Origin of the sequence: Streptomyces sp. NPDC058650, from assembly GCF_042717315.1 — a bacterium.
In the GTDB taxonomy this organism is placed as follows: Bacteria; Actinomycetota; Actinomycetes; order Streptomycetales; family Streptomycetaceae; genus Streptomyces.
Genome location: NZ_JBHXRL010000024.1, coordinates 55,577 through 73,468, shown reverse-complemented (window position 1 = coordinate 73,468; position 17,892 = coordinate 55,577). Strand labels below are relative to the sequence as shown.

General features: G+C 71.8%; 14 protein-coding genes. 1 reads left to right on the top strand and 13 read right to left on the bottom strand.

Annotated features, from left to right (window positions below; translation table 11 throughout):
- Positions 1 to 34: 34 nt before the first annotated feature.
- The 10 genes from ACFWWU_RS31685 to ACFWWU_RS31640 form a co-directional block, all read right to left on the bottom strand.
- Positions 35 to 505, bottom strand: a complete 471-nt coding sequence (locus ACFWWU_RS31685) for a hypothetical protein (protein WP_384150682.1) — start codon at positions 503 to 505, stop codon at positions 35 to 37.
- A 119-nt stretch (positions 506 to 624) separates the two neighbouring features.
- Positions 625 to 2,952 carry a xanthine dehydrogenase family protein molybdopterin-binding subunit gene (locus ACFWWU_RS31680; protein ID WP_384150679.1) on the bottom strand — a complete coding sequence of 776 codons (2,328 nt, stop codon included), beginning with the start codon at positions 2,950 to 2,952 and terminating at the stop codon, positions 625 to 627.
- On the bottom strand, positions 2,949 to 4,307 hold the full coding sequence (locus tag ACFWWU_RS31675) for a 2Fe-2S iron-sulfur cluster-binding protein (protein ID WP_384150676.1): 1,359 nt from the start codon (positions 4,305 to 4,307) through the stop codon (positions 2,949 to 2,951). The genes ACFWWU_RS31680 and ACFWWU_RS31675 overlap by 4 nt, the downstream gene beginning before the upstream one ends.
- Positions 4,304 to 5,179: a xanthine dehydrogenase family protein subunit M gene (locus ACFWWU_RS31670; protein ID WP_024761671.1), complete on the bottom strand. Its 876-nt coding sequence runs from the start codon at positions 5,177 to 5,179 to the stop codon at positions 4,304 to 4,306. Before ACFWWU_RS31670 ends, ACFWWU_RS31675 begins: the two co-directional genes overlap by 4 nt.
- 80 nt (positions 5,180 to 5,259) lie before the next feature.
- The gene (locus ACFWWU_RS31665; protein WP_384150673.1) at positions 5,260 to 7,050 is read right to left on the bottom strand and encodes a beta-N-acetylhexosaminidase; all 1,791 of its coding nucleotides are present in this window, start codon (positions 7,048 to 7,050) and stop codon (positions 5,260 to 5,262) included.
- A gap of 4 nt (positions 7,051 to 7,054) precedes the next feature.
- Positions 7,055 to 7,894 carry a carbohydrate ABC transporter permease gene (locus tag ACFWWU_RS31660; protein WP_384150670.1) on the bottom strand — a complete coding sequence of 280 codons (840 nt, stop codon included), beginning with the start codon at positions 7,892 to 7,894 and terminating at the stop codon, positions 7,055 to 7,057.
- Positions 7,891 to 8,859: a carbohydrate ABC transporter permease gene (locus tag ACFWWU_RS31655; RefSeq protein ID WP_384150667.1), complete on the bottom strand. Its 969-nt coding sequence runs from the start codon at positions 8,857 to 8,859 to the stop codon at positions 7,891 to 7,893. The genes ACFWWU_RS31660 and ACFWWU_RS31655 overlap by 4 nt, the downstream gene beginning before the upstream one ends.
- Positions 8,860 to 8,864: 5 nt before the next feature.
- Entirely contained in the window at positions 8,865 to 10,175 is a 1,311-nt protein-coding gene (locus ACFWWU_RS31650; RefSeq protein WP_384150665.1) for an extracellular solute-binding protein, read from the bottom strand.
- A gap of 250 nt (positions 10,176 to 10,425) precedes the next feature.
- Positions 10,426 to 10,713, bottom strand: coding sequence for a DUF3039 domain-containing protein (locus tag ACFWWU_RS31645; RefSeq protein WP_024761666.1), 288 nt, complete (start codon positions 10,711 to 10,713; stop codon positions 10,426 to 10,428).
- Positions 10,714 to 10,743: 30 nt separating this feature from the next.
- Positions 10,744 to 11,304 carry a YqgE/AlgH family protein gene (locus tag ACFWWU_RS31640; RefSeq protein WP_329623175.1) on the bottom strand — a complete coding sequence of 187 codons (561 nt, stop codon included), beginning with the start codon at positions 11,302 to 11,304 and terminating at the stop codon, positions 10,744 to 10,746.
- A 286-nt stretch (positions 11,305 to 11,590) separates the two neighbouring features.
- Here ACFWWU_RS31640 and murA point away from each other — a divergent pair, with 286 nt between their 5' ends.
- On the top strand, positions 11,591 to 12,931 hold the full coding sequence (murA, locus tag ACFWWU_RS31635) for a UDP-N-acetylglucosamine 1-carboxyvinyltransferase (RefSeq protein WP_150269760.1): 1,341 nt from the start codon (positions 11,591 to 11,593) through the stop codon (positions 12,929 to 12,931).
- Between the two features lie 127 nt (positions 12,932 to 13,058).
- Here the strand turns inward: murA and ACFWWU_RS31630 are convergent, their stop codons facing one another.
- The 3 genes from ACFWWU_RS31630 to ACFWWU_RS31620 all read right to left on the bottom strand — a co-directional run bounded on the left by ACFWWU_RS31630 (position 13,059) and on the right by ACFWWU_RS31620 (position 17,873).
- The gene (locus ACFWWU_RS31630; protein WP_017237029.1) at positions 13,059 to 13,340 is read right to left on the bottom strand and encodes an HU family DNA-binding protein; all 282 of its coding nucleotides are present in this window, start codon (positions 13,338 to 13,340) and stop codon (positions 13,059 to 13,061) included.
- 360 nt (positions 13,341 to 13,700) lie between these two features.
- Positions 13,701 to 15,125, bottom strand: a complete 1,425-nt coding sequence (locus tag ACFWWU_RS31625) for an NAD-dependent malic enzyme (protein WP_384150660.1) — start codon at positions 15,123 to 15,125, stop codon at positions 13,701 to 13,703.
- A gap of 390 nt (positions 15,126 to 15,515) precedes the next feature.
- Entirely contained in the window at positions 15,516 to 17,873 is a 2,358-nt protein-coding gene (locus tag ACFWWU_RS31620) for a HelD family protein (RefSeq protein ID WP_384150657.1), read from the bottom strand.
- Between the last annotated feature and the right edge of the window lie 19 nt (positions 17,874 to 17,892).

Genomic DNA, 17,892 nt, shown 5'->3' with positions numbered 1-17,892 from the left:
TTCCCCGTGTCCCCGAAATTCCGTCCGCGCCCGCCTACTGGAAGTTGCCGCCACTCTCGGTGGTCTTGCCGCCTTCGCTCGCCGGCGCTCCGCGGCCCGCTTCCTTGTCCGCCTTCTCCTTGGCGTCGAAGGTCCGCTGGTGGATCCCGATCATCTTGCGCTTGATGTCGTCGTCCATCTCCTCGAAGCCGTTCTTGGAGGCGACGACCGCGATCCCCAGGCCTTCCAGGCAGTCACTGAGCAGACCGGAGAGCTCCACCAGGCGCGAGAGCGTCCCGTCGTACGCCGCGTAGGCGCTCTGGGCCTCGCCCCAGGCCGCCCCGCCGCCGCCGAACTGGGTTCGGGTCACCGGGTCGGCCTTCAGCTTCCCGGTTCCGGCCTGCGAGCCCTGGAGCTGCTCGATGAGCCCCTCGACCTGCTTCCTGAACGTCTCCATGGAGTCGGCGCTGTACTTGACGGCCTGCGCCCGCATCCCGGACGCCATCCCACCCAACGAGGCTTGCATGCCCGCTCCTCCCCCGTGTGAACTACCGTGCCGCGTCAATCCAAGTCTAGGAGTTCACTGTAGTCAGGAACGACGACAGTGCGCACCTCCGGGTTGCACAAGCAACGGACATCACATGGTTACGAATTGGGCACGGCGACTGCCGCCTGCGGGCGGATCGGGAGCCGGTTGACGGGTCGTCCGGTCGCCGCGCGCACCGCTGAGGCCACTGCGGCGGGTGAGGTGACGACCGGGACCGCGCTCGCCGCCTTCGCGCCGAACGGGGCCACGACGTCGCGCTCCTCGACGAGTTTCACGATGCGAATGTCCGGGGCATCCAGGGATGTCGGAAGTGCGTAGCCGGTGAAGTCGGGGTGCCGGACCAGACCTCTGGCGGTGCGGAGGTTCTCCGTGAGGGCCGCGCCGACGCCCTGGGTGACGCCCGCCTCGATACGGGTGGTGAGCTGGGCCGGGTTGAGGATGCGGCCGACGTCCTGGGCGACGGCCATCTCCACGACCCGTACGGCGCCGAGTTCGATGTCGACGTCCACCACCGCGCGGATCGCGCAGAAGGCGAGGCCGACGAAGGCGTCGCCCTGGCCGTCCTCGTCGAGGGGCTCGGTGGGGTGGGGGCGGCACTGGGCGGTCGCCCAGAGTTCCTTGCCGTCCATCGCCTCCGTGACCGTCGTCGACAGGACGCCGTCGTACGAGGTGATCTTGCCGTCGGTGATCTGGAGCAGCTCGGTCGACATGCCGAACTTGTGGGCCAGCGGCTGGAGGAGCTGCGTACGGACCATCTTGGCCGCGCGCTCCACCGCCCCGCCCGAGACCCACGTGTGGCGGCCGTGGGCGGACGGGCCCGACGGCGGCTGGTCGGTGTCGACGGGAGCGACCTGGACCTCGTCGATGCCGAGGGTCTCCTGCACGATCTGGCGGGCGAGCGTGGAGAAGCCCGAACCGGTGTCCACGGCCGAGCAGATGACCGTGGCGACCCCGTCCATGACCCGTACGGTCGCCGTCGAGACCTCGTCCATGCCCTCCGCGCCCAGCATGTGCACCATGCCGAGGGCGTAGCCCACGCCCCGCCGCACCGCGCCGGGTTCGCCCGCGCCCTCGGGGCCGCCGGGCAGCAGCCAGTCGTCCTCCGAGGTGTCCTTGGGGAGCGGCGGGAGCGGGAAGTCGCGTACGGCGGACAGGAGTTCGGCGACCGGGGCCGGGCAGGTCACGGTCTGGCCGGTCGGCAGGATGTCGCCGGTCGCCATCACGTTCCGCATGCGCAACTCGGCCGGGTCCACGCCCAGTTTGGCCGCGAGCTTGTCCATCTGCGCCTCGTAGGCGGCGCACACCTGCATCGCGCCCTCGCCCCGCACATGGCCGGACGGCGGGTTGTTCGTGCGGACCGCCCAGCCTTCGACGAAGGCGTGGGGGACGACGTACGGGCCGCAGGCGAAGGCCACGGCCGCCGCGAGCGACTCGGACGAGGAGTCGGCGTACGCGCCCGCGTCGAGCAGGATCTGCGCCTCCACCTTCACCAGGCGCCCTTCCGCGTCCGCGTGGTGGCGGTAGCGCAGCAGGGTGGGGTGGCGGTGGGCGTGTCCGAGGAAGGACTCCTCGCGCGTGGCGGTGAGCTTCACGGGGCAGCCGGTACGGAGCGCGAGCAGGCCCAGCGGGATCTGGAAGCCGGGGTCCTCCCGGTCTCCGGTGGCGCCGGGGACGCCGGTCACGACCACCTTGACCTGCTCGGGCTGGAGGCCGAAGCAGGCGGCGGCCAGGTCCCGGTCGGTGTGCGGGTCCGTGGACGCGGTGTAGAGCTCGACGCCTCCGTCGGGGCGCGGCACGGCGAGGCCCGCCTCGGCGCCGATCGGCGCCGGGTCCTGGCGGCCGATCCGGTACAGGCCCTCGACGATGATCTCGCCGGTGGCCTCCGGGTCGCCGAAGCGCAGCGGGATGTGCCGGATCAGGTTGCCGTCGGGGTGCAGCGCCTCGGCGGCGAAGGCCTTCTCCGGGTCGGTCACCGGGTCGAGGACCTCGTACTCGACGCTGATCGCGGCCGCGGCGAGCCGGGCCGTGTCGGGGTGGTCGGCGGCGACGGCCGCGAGGGCCTCGCCGTGGTGCCGGACCAGGTCGGAGGCGAAGACGGGCCGGTCGGCGACGCGGCGGCCGTACGTCGCCGCGCCCGGCACGTCGGCGGCCGTCACCACGGCCCGTACGCCCGGCATGGCCGTCGCGGCCGACGTGTCGACGGAGACGATCCGGGCGTGCGGGTGCGGGGAGCGCAGGATCGCGGCCCAGAGCAGGCCCTCCGCCCACAGGTCGGCGGCGTACGGGTACGTGCCCTCGGTCTTCGCCCGTGACTCGGCCTGCGGGAGCGAGGTGCCGAGGCCGTGCGCGGCCGGTTCCTGGTCCAGTGCCCCGGGGGTGTCCAGGACCACGGGACCGGGAACGGCGGTGGTCGCGTCGCTGCTCACGCCATGCCTCCGTCGTGCGGGTGGGGAATCTGGTGCGGGACGCGGGGTCCGGTCGGCCCGGCGGCGTCGGGAGCGGCGTGTGCCGCGGCCGCGGCGCTCGCCTCGCGCTCGGCGACGACGTCGCGTACGGCTTCGAGGACGCCCCGGTAGCCGGAGCAGCGGCACAGGTTGCCGGCGAGGGCCTGGCGGGTCTCCAACTCGGTGGGGGCGTGGTTGCCCTCCAGGAGGTCATGCACGGTCATGCACATGCCCGGGATGCAGAAGCCGCACTGGACGGTGCCGCACTTGGACATCGCGCGCTGCACGTCGGACGGCTCGCCGTCGGTGGCGAGCCCCTCGACCGTCCGCACCTCGGAGCCGGCGGCGGTCGCCGCCGGGACCAGGCAGGAGGCGACGAGCCGGCCGTCGACCTTCACATTGCACGCGCCGCACTCGCCCTGGGAGCAGCCGTCCTTGGCCCCGGCGAGGCCGAGGCGCTCGCGCAGGACGTAGAGCAGGGACTCGCCGATCCAGGAACCGGTGACGGGCCGGTCGGTGCCGTTGACCCGCAGGGTGTACGAGGTGTGGGGGTGCTCGTCGCTGTCGGTGGAGGCGTAGGCGCCGCCGGGCACGGAGGCCGTCGCGTCGGGCCCCTCGGCCGGAGCGTCGGCCGCGGCGTCCACGGGGACCGCCGCCTGGGCCTCTTCCGGCTCGGCTTCCTCTTCGACTCCTGCGGTTGCTTCCGCCTCGCCGGCGTCGACGACCTCGGTCTCCGCGACCGGCTCCTCGACGACCGGCTCCTCGGCGGTCGGCTCCTCCGGCAGCGCCCAGGGCGCGGGCGCGCCGCCCGGCAGGGTCGCCGGGGCCTGGTCGTACGCGGTGGGGAGCGGGGGCTCGGCCACCTCGGATACGGCCACCTCGGGTACGGCCACCTCGGGTGCGACCGGGATCTCCCACTGGCCCGTGGACCCCGTGCCCGCGAAGTTCCACTCCGCCGTCGCGTGCGGGTCCTGACCGAACTCCTCGACGGGCTGGACGTACTCGCCCCGCTCGAAGTACTCGGCCCCCCGGCCGTGGCCGAATTCGTGGTCCACGTGCTCGACCTGGTCGAAGTGCTGGACCTGATCCGCATCCGCGGGCAGGTAGGCCGTCCACGTGCCCGTCGCCGACGGATCGGTCGCCGCCGTCGGGGTGAGCGGCTGCAGCGGCATGATCATCGGCGGTACGTAGCCGTGGCCCGGCGCCTCCAGGGGCACGCCGTCCAGCATGAAGTCGGGCGGCAGCTGGACGAAGGCGGTGGCGTCGCCGTCGTACCCCTCGCTCTGCGGGATCGGCTCCCAGCCGCCCGGGTTCCCGTGCTGTTCGTCGTTGCTCATGCCAGTGCCCTCCCCAGTGCCCGTCGGGCGAGTGCGGCGACCGTGCGCCGCAGGTGCAGTACGGCGGGCGGCAGCTGTTCGTCGCCCGGCGGGTCCGGAATGCAGGCGGCGGCGACGTACTCGCCGAACGCCGCGAGCGCCTCCGGGGCCAGGCCCCGGTCGTTGTCCCAGTCCACCAGCGAGGCGATCCAGCGCTCCGCCTCCAGCGGGCGCAGGGGCATCGGGGCGACGGCGCCGACCGCGCAGCGCACCCCGCGCCGGGCCGGGTCCAGGACGACGGCGACGGAGGCGGTGGCGCGGGCCGGGCCGGTGCGGCCGGTGGCCTTGACGAAGACCTGGGGGGCGTGGAGCAGCGGTACGCGGACGAAGCCGACGAGTTCGCCGGGGGCCAGCAGGTCGCGGCCCGCGAGCAGGTGGGAGACGGGGATCTCGCGGGTGCCGAGCGGGCCCAGGACGACGAGGTCGGCCTCCAGGGCGGCGAGCACGGGCAGCGAGTCGCCGGTCGGCGCGGCGGTGACCACGTTGCCGCCGAGGGTGCCCGCGTTGCGGATCTGGGGCGGCCCGGCGGCGCGCGCCGCGGCGGCGAGGGCCGGGATGAGCGCGGCGAAGTCGGGGCGGCCCATCCGGGCGTGGGTGAGGCCCGCGCCGAGGAGGGCGTGGCCGTCCTGGTACTGCCAGCCGCGGATCTCGTTGATGCGGCTCAGGCCGACGAGTCCGGCGGGGCGGAGCTGTCCTCGGTTGACGGCGGCCATCAGGTCGGTGCCGCCGGCGACGGGCACGGCGGCCGGCATGGCGGTGAGCGCCGCCACGGCCTCGTCGAGCGAGGCGGGCAGCGTCACGGACTGCGCCGTCTGTGGTGCGTGCGTGGTCAACCCGCTGCCCCTTCCCGGTGTCCCGGTGGTCCCCGACTGTGCCCGGCGGTCGCGCCTGCGTGTGGGCGTACCGTACGTGCTCACAGGCCGGACGTGGCAACTCTGGCACATCTTCCGAGCCGTCCGGCGCGAGGGTCCGCGAAGGACTGTTCCGTCCGGGACGCCCCAGGAGCGACGGTAACTTCCGTTTCGCCGCTCTTGGGTGAACCGGGGACGCGAGGTGCCTCACACGATCGGGGCGCCCCTTCCAAGGGCCGGCCGACCACCCCTGGGCGCCGCTGCCAGGGGTGCGGTCCGGCGGGCGGGCGGTAGTCGACGCCGAGGGCGTCGAGGCGCCGGTAGTGGGTGTCCATCCGGCGCTCGAAGCCCGCGTAGTCGCGGTCGTCGGGGGCGGGCAGCGCGGACCAGGCGACCTCGGCGAAGGCGGCGAGACGCGGGAAGACCTGGTAGTCGACGCGGGCCCGGTTCTCCATGACCTCGGTCCAGACGTTGGCCTGGGTTCCCAGGATGTGGGCGGCGGCCTCCGGCGAGAGCCCCGGCGGGACCGGCTCGAAGCGGTAGACGTCCTCCAGGGTGCGGACGTACCCGATGGGCATCGGCTCGTCCTCGCCCGGCGCCTGACGGTGGTCCAGGTACACCTGCTGCTCGGGGCACATGACGACGTCGTGACCGGCCTCGGCGGCGGTGATCCCGCCCGCGTAGCCGCGCCAGGACGACACGGCCGCGCCCTCCGCGAGGCCGCCCTCCAGGATCTCGTCCCAGCCGATCAGGCGGCGTCCGCGCGCGGCGAGCCAGCGGTCGAAGTGGCGGATGAACCAGGACTGGAGCCCGTCCTCGTCGGCGAGCCCGAGCTCCTTGATGCGGGCCTGGGCGGCCGGGGAGGCCTTCCACTGGTCCTTGGGGCACTCGTCGCCGCCGACGTGGACGAAGGTGCCCGGGAAGAGGCCGAGGACCTCCTCGAAGACGCCCTCGTAGAAGCGCAGGACGGCCTCGGTCGGGGCGAGGACGTTCGGGTTGACGCCCCAGGTGTCCCAGACGGTGAGGGCGGCGGTGTCGACGACGTCGGTGTTACCGAGTTCGGGGTACGCGGCGATCGCGGCCTGCGCGTGCCCCGGGAGGTCGATCTCGGGGACGACGGTGATGTGCCGTTCGGCGGCGTGGGCGACGATCTCGCGGATGTCGTCCTGGGTGTAGAAACCGCCGTGCGGGGCCTCGGTCCAGAGGGGCGAGGCCCGGTGTCCCCACTTGGTGCGGGACCGCCACGCGCCGACCTCGGTCAGCTTGGGGTGGCGCTTGATCTCGATGCGCCAGCCCTGGTCGTCGGTGAGGTGGAAGTGGAAGACGTTGAGCTTGTGGGCGGCGAGCAGGTCGAGTTGGCGCAGGACGTCGTCCTTGGGAAGGAAGTGCCGGGAGACGTCGAGGAGGAGCCCGCGCCAGCCGAAGCGGGGCGCGTCCCGGACGGTGACCCGGGGCAGCCTCCACTCCCCCGCCGTCACGGGCGCCTTGCGGTACGCGTCCGGGCCGAGGAGCTGCCGGAGGGTCTGGGCTCCCCAGAACACCCCGGCGGGGCCGCCGCCCTCGATGACGACGGCCGCGTCGGCGACCGAGCCGTCGGTGGAGAGGCGGTAGCCCTCGGGGCCGTGCTCCCGCGCCACCTCCTCGCTGATCCGCAACCGGACGGCGTGCGGTCCGGCGCCGTCGGTGAACGGCAGCCCGGTGGCGGCGCCCAGGGCGGCGCGCAGCCAGCGCGCGGTGCTCCCGGTGCCCGCGCCGGCGTCGAGCGTCGTCCGCTCGTCGAGCGAGACGTACCCGGGGGCGCTCCCCCGGCACTCGACCGACAGGGGTGCGGGGATCAGATCCGTAGCTGTCATCACGTCAGTCCTTCACCGCTCCGCCGAGTCCCGAGACCAGGCGGCGCTGTACGAGTACGAAGAAGACGAGCACCGGGATCGTCATCACGGTCGACCCGGCCATGATTCCTCCCCAGTCGTTCTCGTCCGGCTTGAAGAAGACGAGCAGCGCCATCGGCAGGGTCGACTGCGAGGTGTCGCTGATGAGGAAGGACTTCGCGAAGAGGAAGTCGTTCCAGGTCGAGATGAACGAGAAGACGCTCGTCGCCACCAGGCCGGGGAAGACCAGCGGGAAGAGGATCTGCCACAGGAAGCGGGTGCGGCTCGCCCCGTCGATCTGGGCCTGTTCCTCCAGGGCCTCCGGGACCGCCTTGACGAAGCCCCGGAGCATCCAGATCGCGAAGGGGAGCGAGAAGGCGAGGTGCGGCAGGATCAGCGAGCCGAGGGTGTTGAGCTGCCCGAAGTCCCGCATGAGGAAGAACAGCGGGATGGTGAGCGCCTCGACCGGCACCATCTGGGCGACCAGGAACATGACGAGGAGCGTCGTCCGGAACCGGAAGCGGAACCGGGTGACCGCCGTCGCCGCCAGGAAGGCGATGAGCGCGGACGCGAGGACGACCGTGCCCGCCACCATGAGCGAGTTGAGGAAGTAGCGGCCGAAGTCTTGCTGGTCGAAGACGCGCCGGAAGGAGTCGAGGGACGGGGAGAGGGTCCACGGCCGGGGGTCGGTCGACTGGATCTCGCCCGCCGGCTTGAGGGCCGAGAGGACCATCCAGTACAGGGGGAAGGCGACGGCGGCGGCGACAAGCAGGGTGACGGCCTCGGCGGCGAGCCGCCCGGGCCGGCGTATACGGAGCGCGGTCAAAGTTCTTCTCCCTGGCGTCGCAGGAGCCGCAGGTAGACCAGGGTCACGGCCAGCAGGATCAGCAGCATGACGACGCCGATCGCCGAGCCCAGGCTGTACTGGGACGAGGCGAAGGCCTTCTGGTACGCGTACACGTTGAGGACGAGGTTCTGGCCGGCGATGCCGCCGCCGTTGGTCATCACGTAGATCTGGGTGAAGAGCTTGAAGTCCCAGATGATCGACTGGATGGTGACGACGACGAGGATCGGCCGGAGCATCGGCGCCATGACCGAGCGCCAGATCCGCCACTGCGAGGCGCCGTCGAGGGCGGCGGCCTCCAGGACCTCGGACGGGATGGCCTTGATGCCGGCGTAGACGGTGACCATCACGAACGGGAAGGAACACCAGACGACTTCGAGGAGTACGAGGGCGAAGGCGCTGTACCGCCCGTACGTCCAGGAGAAGTCGCCCAGGCCGAGGAGCCGGTTCACCGGCCCGAAGTCGGGGTCGAAGAGGAAGACCCAGACGGTGGAGCCGGTGACGGCGGGCGTGGCCCAGGCGCCGAGCGCGGCCACCATCAGGGCGAGCCGGGGCAGGGCCCGGACCCGGGTCAGGAGGACCGCGAGGGCGCAGCCGACGGCGAGCGTGGTGACGACGCAGGCGGCGGCGAAGAGGACGGTGGCGAGGAGGACGTGCCAGAACTGGGGGTCGGTGAAGAGGGTCGTGTAGTTGCCGAACCCCTTGAAGGACGTGGGTTCGCCGCCGCTGACCTGGGCCTGGGTGTACTCCAGGAAGGAGATGAGGCCCAGCTGGTAGACGGGGTAGACGAGGAGTCCGCCGATGACGGCGAGGGCGGGCAGGAGGTACAGCCAGGGGGTCCAGGGGCTGGTGCGCCGGGCGGTGCGGGGGGTCCGCGCGCGGCCCGTGGGGGCCGGGCGCGCGGTCGTACCGGTCCGCTTCCCGGTGAGGTCGAGCTGGGTCGTCATGCGTCTCAGCTCGCCGGCGCGAAGGCCGCGTCCATCTTCTTCGCGGCGTCGTCGGCCGCCGCCTTGACGTCCTTACGGCCGCTCACGACCTCCTGGAACATCGTCGGCAGGACGAGGGAGGAGTCGACCTGGCCCCAGCCGGGGGACGCGGGGACGAACCTGGTGCCGGCGTCGAGGGTGTCGATGAAGGGCTTCACGAAGGGCTGGCGCTGTGCGGCGGCGGCCCGTACGTCGGTGTAGGTGGGGAGGAAGCCCATCGCGTCGAAGAGCTTGCCCTGGGTGTCCTTGCCGGTGAGGGACTTCAGGAGGTCGACGGCGAGGGTCCGGTGGGAGGTGCTCTTGAGGACGCCGATGTTGTTGCCGCCGGCGAAGGCCGGGGCGATCGAGCCGGGGGCCGTGCCGGGCAGCGGGACGACCGCGTACTTCCCCTTGACCGTGCCGGCCTCGACGGCCGCGTGGCTGAAGTCGCCGCCGATGGCCATGGCGGCCTTGCCGGAGGCGAAGGCGGTGACGGTCGCGTTGCCGCCCATCTGGGCGCACTTGGCGGCCGGGCAGTTGTCGTCGCCGAAGAGCGAGGTGTAGGTGGTGATGCCCTTGAGGGCGGCCTCGCTGTTGATCGCCGCCGTGTAGGAGCCGTTGTTCTCGGTGGCGAGTTCGCCGCCCGCCGCCCAGACGAAGGGCATGGCGCCGTAGGTGTAGGCGCCGCCGACGGCGATGCCGTACAGGTCGGGCTTCGCCTTGCGGATCCTCTTCGCGGTGGTGACGAGTTCGGCCTGGCTCTTGGGGGCGGTGAGGCCGAGTTCCTTGAAGACGTCGGTGCGGTAGTAGAGGGCGCGGAGGCCGACGAAGAGCGGGGCGCCGTAGACCTTGCCGCCGACGGTGACGGACTGCTTCGCCGTCGGGTCGGTGTCCCTGGCCTCGTCCCAGGCGGCGAACTCGGTGCTGATGTCGGCGAGTCCGCCGTCCTTGACGTATCCGGCGGTGTCGGTGTTGCCGTACTCGATGAGGTCGGGCGCGGACTTGGGGTCGTTGAAGGCGGCCTTGACGCGCTGGGCGCGGGTCTCGACGGGGATGTACTCGATCTCGACCTTCGCGCCCTGGTTGCGCTTCTCGAAGGCGGCGACGGCCTGGTCGACGACCTGCTCCTTGGGCGTGTTGCCCACCTCCTGGAAGAGCCAGACGCGCAGGGTGCCGCTCTTCTCGTCCGTCGTCGCCTTGCCGTGCGACGTCTGCGGTTGGGGCGCGCAGGCGGTGGCGGTGAGGCCGGTGAGCAGGAGGACGGCGGCCGGGGCGGCGAGGCGGGCAGGAAGCTTCATGGGCGGATCCCCTCCGGATGCGTGCGTTGCAACATGCGCAATGGGCGTTTCGTTCTGCACAACACGCGTGAGGTTAGGCGGGGTTCCGGTGAGCCGACAAGAGGTCTCGACCACCTCAACCACTCCGTGACCGGAGAAAGCACCCTGTGCAACGGCGAGGGGCCGGGAAACGCGAAACGGCCCCCGTCGCGCGTGCCGAAGCACGCACGACGGGGGCCGTCCCCGACGTCAGGACCTGAAGGATCCCCGCTTACTTGTCCTTGCCGCCCTTGTCCTTGTCGCCACCGCCGGCGCCCATGGACTCGTAGATCTCCTTGCACATGGGACAGACCGGGTACTTCTTGGGGTCGCGCCCCGGTACCCAGACCTTTCCGCACAGCGCCACGACGGGAGTCCCGTCGAGGGCGCTCGCCATGATCTTGTCCTTCTGGACGTAGTGGGCGTAGCGCTCGTGGTCGCCGTCACCGTGGGACACCTGCGGAGTCGGCTCCACGAGGGTTCCCGTACCTGCCCCGCGCTCGGGCTCGAGAGTGCTCATAACCGCCAAGGGTACTGAAAGCCGTGGGGGTCAGTTGAGGGACGGGTCGTCGGGGTACGTCGCGATCATGGCGAGCTCGCCGCGCTGGCGGCGCAGGACCTGCCGCCAGAGGGTCTCGGGGTGCGGCGCGGAGACGTCACCGGGCTCCGACTCGACCACGTACCAGGCTCCGTCGCCCAGCTCGGACTCCAGCTGGCCGGGGCCCCAGCCGGCGTACCCGGCGAAGATCCGCAGGGAGCCGAGGGCCGGTCCGAGCAGCTCGGGCGGGGCCTCCAGGTCGACGAGGCCGATCGCCCCGAACACCCGCCGCCAGCCGAGGGGGCCCTCGTCGCCGGGGATCACGGCGACGCCGAGCGCCGCGTCGAGCGAGACGGGGCCGCCCTGGAAGACGACGCCGGGCTCGCCGGCGAGCCCGGCCCAGGGCGCGAGGATGTCGCCGACGGTCACCGGCGTCGGCCGGTTGAGGACCACGCCGAGCGAGCCCTCGTCGTCGTGATCGAGCAGCAGGACGACCGCGCGGTCGAAATTCGGGTCCGCCAGCGCGGGGGTGGCCACGAGCAGCCGTCCTGTGAGCGAGGACACCTCGGTCATGCGACACATGATCCCGCATCTTCGGCGTTCGCGGGCACCGCCGGGCGCGATACGGGTGCGGTGGCGGGAAGTCGACGGCCTTCGCAGTTCAGAAGGGCGCGGGAGGTCTTCCCGCGCGGACGAACCGGCACAAGCGGACGGTGACGCTCCGCAAGATCACGAGAACAGAGGGTGTTGTGCCGAATTCATTACATCTGCCAGACCCCCCGACACACCCGATCGGGGTCTCATGGCCCCTTACCCTTTTCTCTGGCCACCCGACCGACCCCACCGGAACGCGAGATTCATGACCGGCACAGACGATGTCCTGCTTGTCCACGGCGGAACCCCGCTGGAGGGCGAGATCCGCGTCCGCGGCGCGAAGAACCTCGTGCCCAAGGCGATGGTCGCCGCCCTGCTCGGCAGCGGTCCCAGCCGACTGCGCAACGTTCCCGACATCCGCGACGTCCGCGTGGTCCGCGGACTGCTCCAGCTGCACGGGGTGACGGTCCGTCCGGGCGAGGAGCCCGGCGAGCTCGTCCTCGACCCGACGCACGTGGAGTCCGCGAACGTCGCCGACATCGACGCGCACGCCGGCTCGTCCCGCATCCCGATCCTGTTCTGCGGCCCGCTGCTGCACCGCCTGGGCCACGCCTTCATCCCGGGCCTCGGCGGCTGTGACATCGGCGGCCGGCCGATCGACTTCCACTTCGACGTCCTGCGCCAGTTCGGCGCCACGATCGAGAAGCGGGCGGACGGGCAGTACCTGGAGGCCCCCCAGCGTCTTCGCGGTTGCAAGATCCGCCTCCCGTACCCCTCGGTCGGCTCGACCGAGCAGGTGCTGTTGACGGCGGTGCTCGCCGAGGGCGTCACCGAGCTGTCGAACGCGGCCGTGGAGCCCGAGATCGAGGACCTCATCTGCGTACTGCAGAAGATGGGCGCGATCATCTCCATGGACACCGACCGGACCATCCGGATCACCGGTGTCGACCGCCTCGACGGCTACACCCACCGGGCGCTCCCGGACCGCCTGGAGGCGGCCTCCTGGGCGTCGGCGGCGCTGGCGACCGAGGGCAACATCTACGTGCGCGGCGCCCAGCAGCGTTCGATGATGACCTTCCTCAACACGTACCGGAAGGTGGGTGGCGCCTTCGAGATCGACGACGAGGGCATCCGCTTCTGGCACCCGGGCGGCTCGCTCAACGCGATCGCCCTGGAGACGGACGTGCACCCCGGCTTCCAGACGGACTGGCAGCAGCCGCTGGTCGTGGCCCTGACGCAGGCCTCGGGCCTCTCCATCGTCCACGAGACGGTGTACGAGTCCCGCCTCGGCTTCACCTCCGCGCTGAACCAGATGGGCGCGCACATCCAGCTCTACCCCGAGTGCCTGGGCGGCTCCGACTGCCGCTTCGGCCAGCGCAACTTCCTGCACTCGGCGGTCGTGAGCGGCCCGACGAAGCTCCAGGGCGCCGACCTGGTCATCCCCGACCTGCGCGGCGGCTTCTCGTACCTGATCGCGGCCCTCGCGGCCCAGGGCACGTCCCGGGTCCACGGCATCGAACTGATCAACCGCGGCTACGAGAACTTCATGGAGAAGCTCGTCGAGCTCGGCGCGAAGGTCGAGCTTCCGGGCAGCGCGCTGGTCTAGCGGCCCCGTACGCGCGCGTGCCGGCCCCCGCGGCCCCCACGCGCGCGTACAGCGCCTTCTGAGGCGCGAACGAAAGGGCGGCCACCCCCTGACAGGGTGGCCGCCCTTTCTGTGCCTACAGGCTGCCTTACTTGCCCTTGGCGGCTTCCTTGAGCTTCGAGCCCGCGGAGACCTTCACGCTGTAGCCGGCCGGGATGTTGATCGGGTCGCCGGTCTGCGGGTTACGAGCGGTGCGAGCGGCACGGTGGGTGCGCTCGAAGGTCAGGAAGCCGGGGATGGTGACCTTCTCGTCGCCCTTGGCGACGACCTCACCGACGGTCTCGGCGAGAGCGGCCAGCACGGCGTCGGCGTCCTTGCGGGTCACCTCGGCGCGGTCGGCCAGGGCGGCCACCAGCTCACTGCGGTTCATGTTGTTACTCCCGTGTTCTTCTTGCCTGTGAGGCGTGCCACGCGGCGGAAGCCGCGTGTTTGGGTACAGCGAAGCCGATGCTGCCAGGGCCTTCGGACAGTCCCCGGACCCGGGTCTAATGACAGACCCTCGCGCCCAAACACGCATCCTGCCCCCACCAGCGGCGGGAACGCCAATCCGGCACCCCCTGGGGTCACACGAAAAGCGCCGGAGCCCCGTAGTGGTGACGTTCCGTCGACTCCACGAATTCCGTGCGGAGCCGAAAAGCCACCCTAAAGGCGGGTTTGCGGCAGCGCGAATCGCGACGCGCCGTCAGCGCGCGCTCGACACGTCCGGTCGGCGCGCGCCCGGCACGGGCCGTCAGCGCCCGTTCGCCCCCGCGCCCGCGGCCTTGGCCGCGTTGCGCACGGCTCCCGCGACCGCGCCCGCGACCTTGTCGTTGAAGACCGACGGGATGATGTAGTTCGGGTTGAGCTCGTCCTCGGTGACCACGTCGGCGAGGGCCGAGGCCGCCGCCAGCATCATCTCCGTGTTGACGGTACGGGAATGGGCGTCGAGCAGACCGCGGAAGACGCCCGGGAAGACCAGCACGTTGTTGATCTGGTTCGGGAAGTCCGAGCGGCCCGTGGCGACGACGGCGGCCGTCTGGCGCGCGGCGGCCGGGTCGACCTCCGGGTCGGGGTTCGCGAGCGCGAACACGATGGCGCCCTCCGCCATGGCGGCGACGTCCTCGGCGCCCAGCAGGTTCGGGGCCGAGACGCCGATGAAGACGTCCGCGCCCACGACGGCCTGCTTGAGGGTGCCGGTGACGCCCTCGGGGTTGGTGTTGTCGGCGATCCAGCGCAGCGGCGAGTCGGCCGGGGCGTCCACGAGGTCCGCGCGGTCCGCGTGCACGACGCCCTGGATGTCGGCGACGACGGCGTGCTTGACGCCCGCCGCGATGAGCAGCTTGAGGATGGCCGTACCGGCCGCGCCGGCACCGGACATGACGACCCGTACGTCACCGACGCTCTTGCCCACCACGCGCAGCGCGTTGGTGAGGGCGGCGAGGACGACGATGGCCGTGCCGTGCTGGTCGTCGTGGAAGACGGGGATGTCAAGGGCCTCGCGCAGCCGGGCCTCGATCTCGAAGCAGCGGGGCGCGGAGATGTCCTCCAGGTTGATGCCCGCGAAGCCGGGGGCGATCGCCTTGACGATCGCGACGATCTCGTCGGTGTCCTGGGTGTCCAGGCAGATCGGCCAGGCGTCGATGCCGGCGAAGCGCTTGAAGAGGGCGGCCTTGCCCTCCATGACGGGCAGGGCGGCCATGGGCCCGATGTTGCCGAGGCCGAGGACGGCGGAGCCGTCGGTCACGACCGCGACGGAGTTGCGCTTGATGGTGAGGCGGCGCGCGTCCTCGGGGTTCTCGGCGATCGCCATGCACACCCGGGCGACGCCCGGGGTGTAGATCATGGAGAGGTCGTCACGGTTGCGGATGGGGTGCTTGGACGCCATCTCGATCTTGCCGCCGAGGTGCATCAGGAACGTACGGTCGGAGACCTTGCCGAGGACGACACCCTCGATGGTGCGCAGCTGCTCGACGATCTCGTCGGCGTGCGCCGTGGAGGTGGCGGCGATGGTGACGTCGATCCGCAGCTTCTCGTGGCCGGAGGCGGTCACGTCGAGGCCGGTGACGGATCCGCCGTGGGACTCCACCGCCGTGGTGAGCTGGGAGACCGCGGTTCCGCTCGCGGGAACCTCCAGCCGGACCGTCATCGAATACGAGACGCTGGGCGCCGTTGCCATGGCCGAGTTCCTCTGCTTTCCCTGAGCTTCGTTGCTACGCCGCCCCGGCTGGTTGCCTGGCGGCGCCCTCCGATGGTCGCACCTACCTGCCGGTAGCAGGTAATGCGGTCATTTTGTTTTCGGAAAGTAGTTTCCACCATACGAGAAGTCTCGGGGGAACAGAAGAGGCTCCAGTCACCGGAGGTGACTGGAGCCTCTTCTTTGTACGTATGTCTAAATGGCACCGACCCGCCATGCTCGCCTCGCGGCAAGTGGTCCCTCTAAGGGACGAAGGTTGGGCCCGGGGGCTTGGATCGAGCCGGTGCCACGACAAGGCTAACAAACCACCCTGGATAGTGATTCCAGCGCCACAGGTTGACCGGAAATCAACCCCTGGGGCGGCGTGGGAGCTCAGTCCCGCAGCAGGTCCGGCACCCCCGCCTCGTCCGGCATGTCCCCCGCCCCCGCGACCACCGTGAGCTGCTGCGTCGCACGCGTCAGCGCCACGTAGAGCACCCGCAGACCGGCCGGCGACTCGTCCGCGATCTCCGCGGGCGAGACGACCACCGTCGCGTCGTACTCCAGACCCTTCGCCTCCAGGGAGCCGAGCGCCACCACCCGGTCGCCCAGCTCGGCGAGCCAGCGGGCGGCCTCGGCGCGCCGGTTCATGGCGACGACGACGCCCACCGTGCCCTCGACCCGCTCCAGGAGCAGGGCGGCCTCGGACCGTACGGTTTCGGCCAAATCCGACCATCCGTCCTTCCCCGCCGCCTCCCGAACCGGGACGAACCGGGGCTCGACACCCGTCGAGCGAACCGCGCGCGGCGACTCCTTGCCCGGCATGGCGAGGGCGAGGACCTTGGCGGCGAGCTCGGCGATCTCCGCCGGGTTCCGGTAGTTCACGGTCAGCTCGAAGCGGCGCCGCGGCCGGCTGCCGAGAGCCTCGTCCCGCGCCTCGGCGGCCTCGTCCGGGTCCGACCAGGAGGACTGCGCCGGGTCGCCGACGACCGTCCAGGTCGCGTGCCGGCCGCGCCGCCCGACCATCCGCCACTGCATGGGCGTGAGGTCCTGCGCCTCGTCGACGATGACGTGCGCGTACTCGGTGCGCTCGGCGGCGAGCCGCTCGGCCCGCTCCCGCTGCGTCTCCTCCCGTACGGGCATGAGCTCTTCCAGGCCCGAGAGCTGGTCCAGCGGGTCGTACTCGCGCTTCTTGCGGGGCCGGGCCGGCGCGCCGAGCAGGGTGTGCAGCTCGTCGAGGAGCGCCACGTCGTGGACGGAGAGCTCCCGGCGGCGCAGCGAGCGGGCGAGCCGCCGCACCTCGCCCGGGTTGAGGATCCGGCGGGCCCAGCGGCCGAGCCGCCGCTCGTCGGCCATCGCGTCGAGCACCTTGCGCGGGGTGAGCTCGGGCCACCAGGCGTCGAGGAAGCCGAGGAAGGAGTCCTCGGTGGAGACGTCCTCGTCGAAGGAGGAGCGCAACTCGGCCGCGAGCTCGGGGTCGCTGTGCCGGCCGACGGCGCCGGACTTGGCGTAGAGCGCGTCGAGGAGCAGCCGGCGGGCGCGCGGGCGCAGCAGGTTGACGGGGGCGGTGCCGCCGAGGACGTTGTGGCGGATGCGCCGGAGGTCGTCGGCCTCCAGCTCGATCCGGCGGCCGAAGGCGACGACCCGGAGCCGGGTGGGCGTGCCCGTGGGCTCGGCGGGCTCCTCGCCGAACTCCAGCTGGTCCCCGCCCGGCCGGCGGGGCGCCGGGGTCTCCAGGGCGCCCCTGGCCGCCTTCCGCAGGACGTGGAGCATGCGGGAGGAGCCCTTGATGCGGGCGACGGCCGGCTCGTCGTAGGCGGTGGCCTCGCAGCCGTCGACGAGGCTGCCGACGGCGCGGATCGCGACCTGGCCCTCCTCGCCGAGGGAGGGCAGGACGCCCTCGGTGTACGAGACGAGGAGCGGGGTCGGCGAGACGATGAGGATGCCGCCCGCGTACCGCCGCCGGTCCTGGTAGAGCAGGTAGGCCGCCCGGTGCAGGGCTACGGCGGTCTTGCCGGTGCCGGGGCCGCCCTCCACGTACGTGACGGAGGCGGCGGGCGCGCGGATGACGAGGTCCTGCTCCGCCTGGATGGAGGAGACGATGTCCCGCATGGTGTGGCTGCGGGCCTGGCCGAGGGCGGCCATCAGGGCGCCGTCACCGATCACGGGCAGCTCGCGCCCGTCGAGGGTGGCCCGCAGCTCGGGGCGCATCAGGTCGTCCTCGACGCCGAGGACCCTGCGGCCCTTGGAGCGGATGACGCGGCGGCGCACGACCCGGCCGGGGTCGACCGGGGTCGACCGGTAGAAGGGCGCGGCGGCGGGCGCACGCCAGTCGATCACCAAGGGGGCGTAGTCGGAGTCGAGGACGCCGATCCGCCCGATGTGGAGGGTCTCGCCGATGTCGGCCGTGTTGTCCGGGCGTACGGCGTCCTCGGCGGGCTCCACGGAGGTGTAGGCACCGTCGGGGCCCTTCTTGCCGTCCTTGCCGTACAGCAGGTCGATCCGGCCGAAGAGGAAGTCCTCGAACTCGTTGTTGAGCCTGTTGAGGTGGATGCCGGCGCGGAACACCTGGGCGTCGCGCTCGGCGAGGGCGCCGGGCGTGCCGACCTGCCCCCGCTGGGCGGCGTCGCTCATCAGGAACTCCGCTTCGTGGATCTTCTCCTCCAGCCGGCGGTAGACCTGATCCAGATGTTCCTGCTCGACACCGATCTCACGGTCTCTGACCGTGTCCACGGCTTCCTGCGCGGCCACCTAAGGCCCCCTTCTGACG